General features: G+C 72.7%; 12 protein-coding genes and 1 pseudogene. 12 read left to right on the forward strand and 1 reads right to left on the reverse strand.

Features of this window, described 5'->3' with window-relative positions; genetic code table 11:
- Positions 1-2: 2 nt before the first annotated feature.
- Positions 3-1,007, forward strand: a complete 1,005-nt coding sequence (locus ACZ4U1_RS08265) for an adenosine deaminase (protein WP_467901089.1) — start codon at positions 3-5, stop codon at positions 1,005-1,007.
- Here ACZ4U1_RS08265 and ACZ4U1_RS08270 read toward each other — a convergent pair.
- Positions 959-2,210, reverse strand: a pseudogene (locus tag ACZ4U1_RS08270) (MFS transporter). The gene ACZ4U1_RS08265 and the pseudogene ACZ4U1_RS08270 sit on opposite strands and share 49 nt — an antisense overlap.
- 277 nt (positions 2,211-2,487) lie before the next feature.
- Between ACZ4U1_RS08270 and ACZ4U1_RS08275 the strand changes: the two are divergent.
- From ACZ4U1_RS08275 to ACZ4U1_RS08325, 11 genes are all read left to right on the forward strand, one after another.
- Positions 2,488-3,384, forward strand: a complete 897-nt coding sequence (locus tag ACZ4U1_RS08275) for a 5-dehydro-4-deoxyglucarate dehydratase (protein WP_467901470.1) — start codon at positions 2,488-2,490, stop codon at positions 3,382-3,384.
- A complete protein-coding gene (locus ACZ4U1_RS08280) occupies positions 3,381-4,670 on the forward strand; it encodes a glucarate dehydratase family protein (RefSeq protein ID WP_467901091.1) in 1,290 nt (429 codons plus the stop codon). The genes ACZ4U1_RS08275 and ACZ4U1_RS08280 overlap by 4 nt, the downstream gene beginning before the upstream one ends.
- A gap of 74 nt (positions 4,671-4,744) precedes the next feature.
- Positions 4,745-5,902 carry a carbohydrate kinase family protein gene (locus ACZ4U1_RS08285; RefSeq protein WP_467901093.1) on the forward strand — a complete coding sequence of 386 codons (1,158 nt, stop codon included), beginning with the start codon at positions 4,745-4,747 and terminating at the stop codon, positions 5,900-5,902.
- A 149-nt stretch (positions 5,903-6,051) separates the two neighbouring features.
- On the forward strand, positions 6,052-7,131 hold the full coding sequence (locus tag ACZ4U1_RS08290) for a PhoH family protein (RefSeq protein ID WP_467901095.1): 1,080 nt from the start codon (positions 6,052-6,054) through the stop codon (positions 7,129-7,131).
- A gap of 12 nt (positions 7,132-7,143) precedes the next feature.
- The gene (gene ybeY, locus ACZ4U1_RS08295; protein ID WP_030657030.1) at positions 7,144-7,641 is read left to right on the forward strand and encodes an rRNA maturation RNase YbeY; all 498 of its coding nucleotides are present in this window, start codon (positions 7,144-7,146) and stop codon (positions 7,639-7,641) included.
- A 9-nt stretch (positions 7,642-7,650) separates the two neighbouring features.
- Positions 7,651-8,952: a hemolysin family protein gene (locus ACZ4U1_RS08300; protein ID WP_467901100.1), complete on the forward strand. Its 1,302-nt coding sequence runs from the start codon at positions 7,651-7,653 to the stop codon at positions 8,950-8,952.
- Complete coding sequence (locus tag ACZ4U1_RS08305) at positions 8,949-9,308, forward strand: MmcQ/YjbR family DNA-binding protein (protein WP_467901102.1); 360 nt, start codon at positions 8,949-8,951, stop codon at positions 9,306-9,308. The genes ACZ4U1_RS08300 and ACZ4U1_RS08305 overlap by 4 nt, the downstream gene beginning before the upstream one ends.
- Positions 9,309-9,349: 41 nt before the next feature.
- Positions 9,350-10,369, forward strand: coding sequence for a S66 family peptidase (locus ACZ4U1_RS08310; protein WP_467901105.1), 1,020 nt, complete (start codon positions 9,350-9,352; stop codon positions 10,367-10,369).
- 30 nt (positions 10,370-10,399) lie between these two features.
- Positions 10,400-10,753 (forward strand): cytidine deaminase, encoded by a 354-nt coding sequence (locus tag ACZ4U1_RS08315; RefSeq protein ID WP_467901108.1) that lies wholly within the window; start codon positions 10,400-10,402, stop codon positions 10,751-10,753.
- A gap of 203 nt (positions 10,754-10,956) precedes the next feature.
- On the forward strand, positions 10,957-11,433 hold the full coding sequence (locus ACZ4U1_RS08320) for a hypothetical protein (RefSeq protein WP_467901110.1): 477 nt from the start codon (positions 10,957-10,959) through the stop codon (positions 11,431-11,433).
- A 164-nt stretch (positions 11,434-11,597) separates the two neighbouring features.
- A complete protein-coding gene (locus tag ACZ4U1_RS08325) occupies positions 11,598-12,926 on the forward strand; it encodes a beta-xylosidase (protein WP_467901113.1) in 1,329 nt (442 codons plus the stop codon).
- The last annotated feature ends 6 nt before the right edge of the window (positions 12,927-12,932 follow it).

Here is a 12,932-nt window from a genome sequence, read left to right on the forward strand (position 1 = left end):
TGATGCCCCTCCCGAAAGCAGAACTGCACCTCCACATCGAAGGCACCCTGGAGCCTGAGCTGGCGTTCGAGCTGGCCGCCCGCAACGGTGTGACCCTTCCGTACGCGGACACCGACGCCCTCCGCAAGGCCTACCAGTTCGAGGACCTCCAGTCCTTCCTGGACCTGTACTACGAGCTGATGGCCGTCCTGCGCACCGAGCAGGACTTCGCCGACCTGGCCGACGCCTACCTCGCCCGGGCCGCCGCGCAGGGCGTGCGGCACGCGGAGATCTTCTTCGACCCGCAGGCCCACCTGGCCCGGGGCGTGTCCATGGGCACGGTCGTGGAGGGGCTGTGGCGGGCGCTGGGCACCAGTGAGGCCGAGCACGGCGTCTCGACCAAGCTGATCATGTGCTTCCTGCGGGACGAGTCCGCCGAGTCGGCCCTCGCCACCCTGGAGGCCGCGAAGCCGTACCTGGACCGGATCACCGGGGTGGGCCTGGACTCCGCCGAGGTCGGGCATCCGCCGGTGAAGTTCCGGGAGGTGTACGAGGCCGCAGCCGCGCTCGGGCTGCGCCGGGTCGCGCACGCCGGTGAGGAGGGGCCGCCGGAGTACATCACCGAGGCGCTGGACGTGCTCGGCGTGGAGCGCGTCGACCACGGGCTGCGCTGCATGGAGGACCCGGCGCTGGTCGAGCGGCTGGTCCGGGAGCGGGTTCCGCTGACCCTGTGCCCGCTGTCCAACGTCCGGCTGCGCGCCGTGGACACCCTGGCCGACCACCCGTTGCCGGCCATGCTCGACGCCGGCCTGCTGTGCACGGTGAACTCCGACGACCCGGCGTACTTCGGCGGGTACGCGGGCGACAACCTCGCGGCCGTGCACCAGACCCTGGGCCTGTCGCGGGACCGGCTGCGCGAGCTGGCCCGCAACTCCTTCCTCGCCTCCTTCCTGGACGACGACGAGGAGCGGCGGGCCCGTTACCTCGCCGAGGTGGAGGCGTACGAGTTCGGCGACGCCGTCTCGTAGGCACTCCGCGCGGGGACGGCGGGCGTCTCCACGGGGACTTCCACGACCGGGAGGTTCACGACCGGGTCCATGACCGGCTGGGGGCGCCTGCCCGCCCGCAGTGCCACCGCCGTCATCGGTACGGCGATCAGCAGCAGCCCGGCGCCGAGCACCCGCCCCATCGCCGGGAAGCCCGCCCCGGCCGCCAGCACACTGCCCGCGAGCGGCCCCGCCGCCGTACCCAGCGAGGACGCCGAGCCGACCAGGACCGTCCAGCGGCCCCGCGGGTCCAGGGAGGCGGCCAGGGCGATGACGTACGACAGCACGACCGGGTAGAGCAGGTTCCAGGCGATCTCGCCCGCCGCGAACGCGGGCAGGTCCGTCGCCGCCGCGCTGAGCGTGACGCACCCCGCGATGAGGGCCGTACCGGCGCCGATGGGCAGCGCCCGGCCCAGCCGCGGGCCGAGCGCGCCCGCGCCCACGACACCGAGGAGCCCGGCGCCGAGCGCGACCGCGAAGACCGCGCCGACGGTGACCTCGGTGAGGTGGGCCTGGTCGAGGCCGATCCGGCCGCTCACCCCCCACAGCGCGTTCTGGGCCAGCGACCAGCAGGGCATCGCGGCGGCCAGCAGGAGCCCGGCCCGGGGGTGGGGCAGGCGGTTGTACCCGGCGGTGGTGCGGGCCGGGGCGGTACGGGCGGACAGGCGGCCGGTGAGCGGCCAGACGGCGAGCGCGGTCAGCGCGAGCGCGGCCAGGGGGAGGCCTGGCCGGGCCGAGGTGGGGGATCGTCAGGTACAGCGCGCCGGCCAGGGCCGAGACACCGAGCAGGCCCAGCGTGGTGACCCGGTGCGGGTCCTGCTGTGCCGCGATGCCGCTCGCGGCGACCGCCGTGACCGTCCCCGACCCGAACCCGCCGAGCACCGCGCCCGCCACCGCGGCCGGTACGGATCCGCTGAGGGCGGCGCCGCCGTACCCGAGGACGGCGAGCGCGAGGCCGGCGCGGGCGAGGGTGCGCGGGCCGGTCCGGTCGACGCGGGAGGCCAGCAGGAAGCCCGCCGTCGCCGCACTCAGCAGCAGCGCGCTGCCGACGGCGCCGGCCTGAGTGGTCGTCAGCGGCAGGTCCGAGTCCAGGCGGCCGACCGTCGTGGGCAGGAGGTAGGGGGCGAGGTACCCGGCCGTGAAGAGGGCGACGAGGGGCCAGGGCAGGGTGCGGGGGGCGGACACGGGCGTTCCCAGGGCAGGCGAGAAGTGCGGCTCGGAAGAAGGGGGGAGGGGCTGCGACCGTCGACGGACAGGAACGCGCGAGCAAGTTGTATCAAGCACACGGTTTCCGGAAGAAGGCCGGTGGGTGTGATCCGGGCCACGGTTGCGTTTGGGGGTGGTGTGCGGGGGTAGGAGGCTCTAGCCTCTGTTCTCATATGTGGACGGCATTCATAAGAGGAGATGGCCAGTGAGCGGCGACCCGGCTCCGCGGAACGTGGTGCGACGACTGGGGGAGGGGATGGCGCGCGGTGTGCTCTCCTTCCCGCTCACCGCCTTCCACGACGACGGCACCCTCGATCCCGACGGCTTCCGCGCCCATGTCGCCGGCCGGCTCGCCACCGGACCCGGCGCCCTCTTCCCGGCCTGCGGCACCGGCGAGTTCTTCTCGCTGGACGAGGACGAGTACCGGACCGTCGTCACCCTCGCCGTCGAGGAGGCGCACGGGCGCGTGCCCGTGGTGGCCGGCACCGGCTACGGCTGGGCGCAGGCCGCCCGGTTCGCGCGGATCGCCGAGGAGGCCGGCGCCGACGCCCTGCTCGTGCTGCCGCACTATCTGACCGAGGCCCCGCAGGACGGCCTCGCCGCCCAGCTGGAACACCTCGCCGCCCGCACCCCGTTGCCGCTCATCGCCTACCAGCGCGGACAGGTCGCCTACACCCCCGGCTCGCTGCGCCGCCTCGCCCGCGTCCCGAACGTCATCGGCCTCAAGGACGGCCACAGCGACCTGGACCGCCTCCAGCGCCTCACCCTGGCCGCCCCCGACGGCTTCCTCTTCTTCAACGGCGCCGCCACCGCCGAGATCCAGGCCCGCGCCTACGCCACCGTCGGCGTCCCCGCCTACTCCTCCGCCGTGCACGCCTTCGCCCCCGAGATCGCCGGCGCCTTCTTCGCCGCGCTCCGCGACGGCGACCACGGCACCGTCGACACGCTGCTGCGCGGCTTCTACGTCCCGTTCGTCGAACTCCGCGACCGGGTGCCCGGATACGCCGTGTCCCTGGTGAAGGCGGCGGCCCGGCTGCGCGGACAGCCGGTCGGGCCCGTACGCGCCCCGCTCACCGGCCCCTCGCCCGCCGACCTCGCCGACCTGAAGGCCCTCCTCACCGCCGGACTCGACCTCGTAGGAGCCTCCCTGTGACCCGTGACCTGACCATCGCCGAGGTGCGGCTGACGCCGATCCTGGTCGCCGACCCGCCGCTGCTCAACACCCAGGGCGTGCACCAGCCGTACACCCCGCGGCTGATCGTGGAGATCGTCACCGCCGACGGGATCACCGGGCTCGGCGAGACCTACGGCGACACCAAGTACCTGGAGCTGGCCCGGCCGCTGGCCGAGCGGCTCACCGGACGCTCGGTCATGGATGTGAACGGGCTGTTCGGGATCGACCTCGCCGTGGACGCCTCCCGAGTCGAGGGGGAGGCGGACGCGGGCGGGCTGCGCGGGGTGCAGACCGCCGACAAGCTCCGGCTGTCGGTGCTGTCCGCCTTCGAGGTCGCCTGCCTCGACGCCCAGGGCAGGGCGCTCGGTCTGCCCGTGCACGCGCTGCTCGGCGGCAGGGTGCGGGACGCCGTCGAGTACAGCGCCTACCTCTTCTACAAGTGGGACGGGCACCCGGCGGGCGTCCCCGCCGAACCCGACGCGTGGGGCGCCGCGCTCGACCCGGCCGGCGTGGTGGAACAGGCGCGCCGGATGCGGGAACTGCACGGGTTCGGCTCGTTCAAACTCAAGGGCGGCGTCTTCCCGCCCGCCGAGGAGATCGCCGCCGTCCGCGCCCTCGCCGAGGCCTTCCCCGGCCACCCGCTGCGGCTCGACCCCAACGGCGCCTGGTCGGTCGCGACCTCCCTGAAGGTCGCGAAGGAACTCGGCGACGTCCTGGAGTACCTGGAGGACCCGACGCTGGGCACACCCGCCATGGCCGAGGTCGCCGCCGGCACCGACGTCCCGCTCGCCACCAACATGTGCGTGACCACCTTCGGCGAGATCAAGGAGGCGTTCACGAAGGACGCCGTCCAGGTCGTCCTCTCCGACCACCACTACTGGGGCGGGCTGCGCAACACCCAGCGGCTCGCCGCGATCTGCGCCGCCTTCGGGGTCGGGGTGTCCATGCACTCCAACACCCACCTCGGCATCAGCCTCGCCGCGATGACCCAGGTCGCGGCCACGGTCCCCGACCTGCACCACGCCTGCGACTCCCACTACCCCTGGCAGTCCGAGGACGTCCTCACCGAACGGCTCGCCTTCGACGGCGGCCGGGTCACGGTGTCCGACGCGCCCGGCCTCGGCGTCGAACTCGACCGGGACGAACTCGCCCGCCTGCACCGGCGGTGGGCCGAGGACGACGGCGCGCTGCGCGACCGCGACGACGCGGCGGCGATGCGCACCGCGGAACCGCACTGGCGGACACCGGTCATGCCCCGCTGGTGACCGACGCCGTACGGCATCCCGGTGGGTGCCCTGGTGCACACTGGCCAGAACCGCACCACGCCAGGGAGCGCACCGTGACGCCGTCGCACACCCTCACCGGAGAGGAACCGGAACACCTCACCCAGGCAGCGCGCTGCCAGACCCAGGTCGACCCGCTCGCCGCGCTGCGATCCCCCGGCGACCCGCCCTGGGACGTCTACCTCACCGGCACGGTCTTCCTCGACATCATCTTCACCGGCCTGGACTCGGCGCCGGTCCGCGGCACCGAGTCCTGGGCCCGGGGCATGGGCTCCAGCCCCGGCGGGGTCGCCAACATGGCCACCGCCCTGGCCCGGCTCGGCCTGCGCACCGCCCTCGCCGCGGCCTTCGGCGACGACCACTACGGCGAGTACTGCTGGGACGCGCTGGAGCAGGGCGAGGGCATCGACCTGTCGGCCTCGCGGACCGTACCCGGCTGGCACTCCCCGGTGACCGTCTCCATGGCCTACGAGGGCGAGCGGACCATGGTCTCCCACGGGCACGAGCCGCCGCCCGAGGCCGTGTTCCCCGGCGCGGGCGCCCCGGCGCACCCGCCCCGCGCGCGTGCGGCCGTCGCCTCCCTCACCCCCGGCGCGCGCGCCTCGTGGATCGCCCAGGCGGCCCGCGAGGGCACCCGGATCTTCGCCGACGTCGGCTGGGACGACACGGGCGCGTGGGATCTGTCCGGGCTGGCCGACCTGGAGCACTGCGAGGCGTTCCTGCCCAACGCGGAGGAGGCCAAGCGGTACACCGGCACCGACTGCCCGCGGCTCGCCGCGCACGCCCTGACCGAGTACGTGCCGGTGGCCGTGGTCACCCTCGGGGAGGAGGGGGCCTACGCCGTGGACCGGCGCACGGGGGAGGCCGCCGAGGTGCCCGCGATCGCCGTGGAGGCGCTGGACCCGACCGGGGCGGGGGACGTGTTCGTCGCCGGGTTCGTGACGGGCTCCCTCGCGGGGTGGCCGCTCGCCGACCGGCTGGCCTTCGCCGGGCTCACGGCCGCGCTGTCCGTGCAGGAGTTCGGGGGCTCGCTGTCGGCGCCGGGGTGGTCGGAGATCGGGGCGTGGTGGCGGCGCGTGCAGTCCCTCCCCGGGCAGTCGCCCGCGGCCCTTCGGCGGTACGAGTTCCTGGAGGGCCTGGTCCCGGAGGAGCTGGACCGGCCGTGGCCGTTGCGGCGGGCCGTGCCGACCATCGGTTTCCGCCGGTCCGGCTGAAGTACGGCGCCGGCGTCCGGCCCGCCGCGAAGCGGTCGTATGAAAAGCCCTACGGCCTTGTCAGTCCCCCGTCGTACCCTGGAATCGCGAGGCCGCCCTCAGCTGTGCGGCCGTGACAAGGAGGAAGCGCAGGCCTTAAGCGCCGGCCCATGACACAGACACCCACAGCTCACACCCCCGCGCAGGAGCAGGCGAGAGCGCAGTTCACCGTCCCCGCCCAGCACCCCATGGTGACCGTGCTGGGTTCCGGCGACTCGCTCCTGCGCGTGATCGAGAGGGCCTTCCCGGCGGCCGACATCCACGTCCGGGGCAATGAGATCAGCGCGGTCGGCGACCCGGTGGACGTCGCCCTGATCTCGCGCGTGTTCGACGAGATGATGCTGGTGCTCCGCACCGGGCAACCGATGACGGAGGACGCAGTGGAACGCTCGATCGCGATGCTCAAGGCGAGCGAGAACGGGACGAGCGACGGGCCGGAGACCCCGGCGCAGGTGCTGACGCAGAACATCCTGTCCTCGCGCGGACGCACGATCCGCCCCAAGACCCTCAACCAGAAGCGCTACGTCGACGCGATCGACAAGCACACGATCGTCTTCGGCATCGGCCCCGCCGGCACCGGCAAGACCTACCTGGCCATGGCCAAGGCCGTGCAGGCCCTCCAGTCCAAGCAGGTCAACCGGATCATCCTGACCCGCCCGGCGGTGGAGGCCGGCGAGCGGCTCGGCTTCCTGCCCGGCACGCTCTACGAGAAGATCGACCCGTACCTGCGCCCGCTGTACGACGCGCTGCACGACATGCTCGACCCGGACTCCATCCCGCGGCTGATGGCCGCCGGGACGATCGAGGTCGCGCCGCTCGCCTACATGCGCGGACGCACGCTCAACGACGCCTTCATCATCCTGGACGAGGCCCAGAACACGAGCCCCGAACAGATGAAGATGTTCCTCACCCGCCTCGGCTTCGACTCGAAGATCGTGATCACCGGTGACGTGACCCAGGTCGACCTGCCCAACGGGCAGAAGTCCGGTCTGCGGCAGGTGCAGGAGATCCTGGAAGGGGTCGAGGACGTCCACTTCTCCCGGCTGTCGTCCCACGATGTCGTCCGGCACAAGCTGGTGGGCCGTATCGTCGACGCGTACGAGAAGTACGACAGCAAGTACGGCACCGAGAACGGCGCGCCCAAGGGCGGCCGTGGCAAGTCCGGCGCCAAGGGCTCCAAGGGGAAGTAGACCAGCACGGCCATGTCGATCGACGTCAACAACGAGTCCGGCACCGAGGTAGACGAGCAGGCGATCCTGGACATCGCCCGCTACGCGCTCGCGCGGATGCGCATCCACCCGCTCTCCGAGCTCTCGGTGATCGTCGTGGACGCCGACGCCATGGAGCAGCTCCACATCCAGTGGATGGACCTTCCGGGTCCCACCGATGTCATGTCGTTCCCGATGGACGAGCTGCGCCCGCCGTCCAAGGACGACGACGAGCCGCCGCAGGGGCTGCTCGGTGACATCGTGCTGTGCCCGGAGGTGGCCGCCAAGCAGGGGGCCGAGGCGCCCACGCAGCACTCCATGGACGAGGAGCTGCAGCTGCTCACCGTCCACGGCGTGCTGCACCTGCTCGGGTACGACCACGAGGAGCCGGACGAGAAGGCCGAGATGTTCGGGCTCCAGGCCGCCATCGTGGACGGGTGGCGGGCCGAGCGCGGCCTCACCGGGCCGTCGCCGGCCCCGACCGTCTCGTAAGCGGGCCGTATGTCTCCGCAGCTCGTGGTCGGCGCGATCGCGCTGGTCGTCGTCGCCTGGCTCGCCGCCTGCGCGGAGGCGGGCGTCGCGCGCATCTCCAGCTTCCGCGCCGAGGAGGCCGTGAAGTCCGGCCGGCGGGGCAGCGCCAGGCTCGCGCTGATCGCCGCCGACCCCACCCGCTATCTGAACGTCGCCCTGCTGGTCCGCGTGGCCTGCGAGATGGCCGCCGCGGCCCTGGTGACGTACGCCTGCCTGCAGGAGTTCGCCGCCACCTGGCAGGCCCTGCTGATCGCCATCGGCGTGATGGTGCTCGTGTCGTACGTCGCCGTCGGCGTCTCCCCGCGCACCATCGGCCGCCAGCACCCGCTCAACACGGCGACCGTGGCGGCGTACGTGCTGCTGCCGCTGGCCCGGATCATGGGGCCGATCCCCTCCCTGCTGATCCTCATCGGCAACGCGCTCACGCCCGGCAAGGGCTTCCGGCACGGGCCGTTCGCCTCCGAGGCGGAGCTGCGCGCGCTGGTCGACCTCGCGGAGAAGGAGTCGCTGATCGAGGACGACGAGCGCCGGATGGTGCACTCGGTCTTCGAGCTGGGCGACACCCTGGTGCGCGAGGTGATGGTGCCCCGCACCGACCTGGTCACCATCGAGCGCTTCAAGACCATCCGCCAGGCCCTCACCCTGGCGCTGCGCTCCGGCTTCTCCCGCATCCCGGTCACCGGCGAGAGCGAGGACGACATCGTCGGGATCGTGTATCTGAAGGACCTGGTCCGCAAGACGCACATCAACCGGGAGGCGGAGGGCGACCTGGTCTCCACGGCGATGCGCCCGGCCGTCTTCGTGCCCGACACCAAGAACGCGGGCGACCTGCTGCGCGAGATGCAGAAGGAACGCAACCACGTCGCCGTCGTCATCGACGAGTACGGCGGCACCGCGGGCATCGTCACCATCGAGGACATCCTGGAGGAGATCGTCGGCGAGATCACCGACGAGTACGATCGGGAACTCCCGCCCGTGGAGGATCTCGGCGACGACCGCTTCCGGGTCACGGCCCGCCTGGACATCACCGACCTCGGCGAGCTGTACGGCCTGGAAGAGTACGACGACGAGGACGTGGAGACCGTGGGCGGGCTCCTCGCCAAGGCGCTCGGCCGGGTGCCCATCGCCGGTGCCTCCGCCGAGGTCGAACTGCCCGACGGGCGCAGCCTGCGGCTGACCGCGGAGGCCGCGGCCGGCCGCCGGAACAAGATCGTGACGGTCCTGGTCGAACCCCTCCCCGCCCCCGTCCCCGAGGAGGCCAGGCCCGAGTGACCCCGCAGCAACTGCGCGCCTTCTGCCTCTCCTTCAACGCGGTGGTGGAGGACTTCCCGTTCAACCCCGAGACCTCGGTCTTCAAGGTGCTGGGCAAGATGTTCGCGCTGACCAACCTGGACGCGCGGCCTCTGACGGTCAACCTCAAGTGCGACCCGGAGGACGCCCTTCGGCTGCGCGGGGAGCACGAGGGCCTGATCGTCCCGGGCTGGCACATGAACAAGCGGCACTGGAACACCGTGACGGTGGACGGCGGGCTTCCCGACCGGCTGGTGAAGGAGCTGATCGAGGACTCGTACGACCTGGTCGTCGCGGGGCTGCCGAGGGCGGAGCGGCTGCGGCTGGACCGGCCGTAAACCCGTTGCCGGGGCCGGTCGGGTACATGCCAGAATCCGGCATGACTGTGCGATATCCGCGCCCGCTGCGCCCCGGTGACCGTATCGGTGTGACCTCCCCGTCCAGCGGGGTGGCCGAGGAACTCCGGGGACGCCTCGATCTCGCCGTGCGCGACCTGGAAGCGCTCGGGTACGAGGTGGTCGTCGGCCGGTGCATGGACGGGACGACCCACATCAGCGCGCCGGCCGCGGAGCGCGCGGCCGAACTGACCGAGATGCTGACCGACCCCGCCGTCCGGGCCGTGATCCCGCCGTGGGGCGGGGAGACCGCGATCGACCTGCTGCCGCTGCTCGACTTCGAGCGGATCGCGCGGGCCGAGCCGACGTGGATGGTCGGCTGGTCCGACATCTCCACGGTCATCGCCCCGTTGACCCTGCTCACCGGTGTCGCGACCGTGCACGGCAACAACCTCATGGACACCCCGTACCGCACGCCCGAGGGCCTCGCGTCCTGGCTGGACATCGTCACCGCCGCGCAGGGCGAGCCGTTCACCCAGACCCCGCCCGGCCGGCACCGGTCCGGCGGCTGGGACGACTGGGCCGCCGACCCCGGGATCCGTGACCTCACCCTGGACGCCGAGGGCGGCTGGACCCGCCTTGACGGCACCGGAGACGTCGACGCCGAGGGCCGGCTGATCGGCGGCTGCATCGAGATCCTCGCCAACCTCACCGGGACGCCGTACCTCGACACCTCCTCCTTCGCGGCCGGCGAGCCGCTGCTCGTCTACGTCGAGGCCTGCCAGGACGACGCGTTCGAGATCTGCCGCAACCTGCACGGCCTGCGTCTCGCCGGCTTCTTCGACCGGGCGGCCGCCGTCCTCGTGGGCCGCACCCACGCCCCCGACGGCCGCACCCTCACCCAGTACGAGGCCGTCGTCGACGCCCTCGGCCCGCTGGGCGTGCCGATCGTCGCCGACGTCGAGTGCGGACACGTGCCGCCCTACCTGCCCCTGGTGAACGGCGCGCGGGGGCGTGTGGTGCACACGGGCGCGCGCAGCGAGATCGTGCAGACCCTCGACTGACCCCCGCCGGGGACTTCGTATGCTCGGGGCATGACCGAGAGCAACGCGCTTGACCCCGAGGACCGCAAGATCGTCACCCTGGCCCGTTCCGCGCGGGCCCGCAACGCGAGTCCCGAGGGGGCGGCCGTACGGGACGACACCGGGCGGACCTACGTCGCCGGGTCGGTGGACCTCGCCTCGCTGAAGCTGAGCGCGCTGCGGACGGCCGTCGCCATGGCCGTGGCCTCCGGGGCCACGTCCCTGGAGGCGGCGGCGGTGGTGAGCGAGGCGGAGTCCGTGCCGGGGGAGGACCTGGCCGCCGTCGCCGACCTGGGTGGCCCGCAGACACCTGTGCTGCTGGCCGCGCCCGACGGCACCGTGCGCGTGACCGTCACCGCGGGCTGACGGCTCCGGCCGACCGAACAACAGGTCGGCCGGAATTCAACCTTGTCGCGGTCCTGCCTCCGCGCGTCAATGGGATCCGTACCATCCGACGGGCCGTCAGATCCGCACCCCCGCGCAGTGTGCCGCACCCGCCTGCGCAGGCCTCCCCGTCCGTCGGCCGTCCCCCCACGGCACTCCCCACCACGAAAGGGAAGCGGATCCCCATGAGAGGCAAGCGCACGGCAACGGGTGCGGCACTGGCCGCCGGGGCCCTCGCGGTCACCGGACTCGCCTTCGCCCCCACCGCGGCCGCCGTCACTCCCCAGTCGGCGGCCATCACCGCGAACTGCGGCATCTTCGGTGGTGGCGCGGCCACGCTCACCGCCACCCAGAGCGGCACCTCGGCCACCCTCACCCTCACCTCCACCGCGATCAAGACGCCGGTCGCGGTGGCCCAGGACTCGATCGCCTCCACGCTCACCATGGTCAAGGCGAGCGGCGGCACCACCGTCTTCAGCGGGACGAAGAACCCGGCCATGGCCGGCGGCGCCGCGGTCGCCGTCGGCCCGCTCAGCGGCACCGTCGCCTCCGGTGACAGCCTGGAGGCGTACGGCGGCTCGCTGAAGATGGTGATCTTCGGGATCACCGTGACCTGCACGGCCTCGGCGAAGCAGTCGCCCGGCCCGTTCGTCTTCGACTGACGGAAGTCTTCGACCGACCTGAGCGATGTGTTCCGGATGCCGCAGAGACTGATGATCCGTCAGATTTCTGCGGCATCTCCATTGACTTCTCACCCCCGCTCCACATCAATGCCCCCTGTCGGCGCAGACGAGCCGCTGCGCCCGCAACCCTCAGGAGGGGGCCCATGGGTCCGACACCCCGAAGAGCCCGACGGTGGCGCTGGGCGTCACTGCTCGGGGCGACCGCCCTCGCGGTCACCGCGGGCGGCGCGCTGGCCTGCCCGGCCGGCGCCGCCGGCACCGACGTGGACTTCGCCACGCACTGCATCCCCCCGGCCGCCGCGGGCATCCCGCCCATCGACGGCACCACCACCGCGAACGTCACGGTGGACAACACCAGTCCCAAGGTCGGCGACACGGTCACCGTGACCTACACCGTGGTCAAGGCCGCCGCCAGCAACCCCACCGACCTGGCCCTGCCGGCCGACATCATGACCCCGACCGGGAAGGTGACGCTCGGCGGCGCCCAGAGCGGCGCCGTCACCGTCGCCGGACCGGAGAAGAACCCGCCGGTGCCGGGGAAGGCCGCCTTCCCGTCCTTCTCCATGACCGGCACGTTCACCGTCACCAAGGCCGGGCAGATCACCCTCTCGCCCGGCGACTACAACATCCACACCAGCTACATCCTGGAGCTGGACACCCCCTGCACCGTCATCACCCCGCCCGCCCCGGTCTCCCAGACCATCACCGCGACCGACGGCACACCCGGCAACACCCGGGCGATCTCGCTGGGTTCGGCCTCCGGCGACCCCGGGGCCGGCGTCACCGTCAGCGGCAGCAACTTCACGCCGGGCGCCACCGTCACCCTGGCCGGGCGGGCCGGTGACACCCAGACCGCGGACACCGCGACCGTGACCGCGAACGCCCAGGGCTCCTTCAGCGGCACCCTCGTCGTCCACGACAAGGCGACGACCGGGATCGTGGCCTACGAGGGCGGCTCCTGGAACCCGGACAAGGGAGCCGGACCCGCGGCCTACGTCGTCAACGACAACACACCCGTCCCGGCCGGCAGCCAGAAGCTGACCACCACCGTCAGGGCGGGCACCCTGTCCATGTCCCAGGCCGGTGACTCCGTCGCCCTGTCCGGGGTCGACTTCGGCCGAGGCGGGGCCTCCACCGGCAGCCTGAACACGGTGACCGTCAAGGACTTCCGCGGCGGACCCGCGGGCTGGTCCCTGACCGGCAAGGTCACCGACTTCACCGGCCCCGGCGCCAGGATCGACGCCGGGCGGCTGAACTGGACCCCCGCCTGCGCGACCAAGCCGGGCAGCCCCAGCACCTGCAAGGCCGGTTCGGCGGGCACGGTGGGCAGCGCGGGCGCGACCCTCGCCTCCACCTCCAACGGCACGCTGACCGGCGGTGAGTTCACCGTCGACGCCGGGCTCTCCCTGGACGTACCGGCGTTCACGCCGCCCGGCGCGTACTCCGGCGTGCTCACACTGACGCTCACGTGAGCGTAC

This window comes from Streptomyces sp. NPDC028928, from assembly GCF_055564915.1.

Excerpts from the sequence above, each read along its gene's own strand:
- ACZ4U1_RS08265 (WP_467901089.1), top strand. The coding sequence starts at position 3 with ATGCCCCTCCCGAAAGCAGAACTGCACCTCCACATCGAAGGCACCCTG.
- ACZ4U1_RS08275 (WP_467901470.1), top strand. The coding sequence starts at position 2,488 with ATGGCGCGCGGTGTGCTCTCCTTCCCGCTCACCGCCTTCCACGACGAC.
- ACZ4U1_RS08290 (WP_467901095.1), top strand. The coding sequence starts at position 6,052 with ATGACACAGACACCCACAGCTCACACCCCCGCGCAGGAGCAGGCGAGA.
- ybeY (WP_030657030.1), top strand. The coding sequence starts at position 7,144 with ATGTCGATCGACGTCAACAACGAGTCCGGCACCGAGGTAGACGAGCAG.
- ACZ4U1_RS08300 (WP_467901100.1), top strand. The coding sequence starts at position 7,651 with ATGTCTCCGCAGCTCGTGGTCGGCGCGATCGCGCTGGTCGTCGTCGCC.
- ACZ4U1_RS08310 (WP_467901105.1), top strand. The coding sequence starts at position 9,350 with ATGACTGTGCGATATCCGCGCCCGCTGCGCCCCGGTGACCGTATCGGT.
- ACZ4U1_RS08315 (WP_467901108.1), top strand. The coding sequence starts at position 10,400 with ATGACCGAGAGCAACGCGCTTGACCCCGAGGACCGCAAGATCGTCACC.
- ACZ4U1_RS08320 (WP_467901110.1), top strand. The coding sequence starts at position 10,957 with ATGAGAGGCAAGCGCACGGCAACGGGTGCGGCACTGGCCGCCGGGGCC.
- ACZ4U1_RS08325 (WP_467901113.1), top strand. The coding sequence starts at position 11,598 with ATGGGTCCGACACCCCGAAGAGCCCGACGGTGGCGCTGGGCGTCACTG.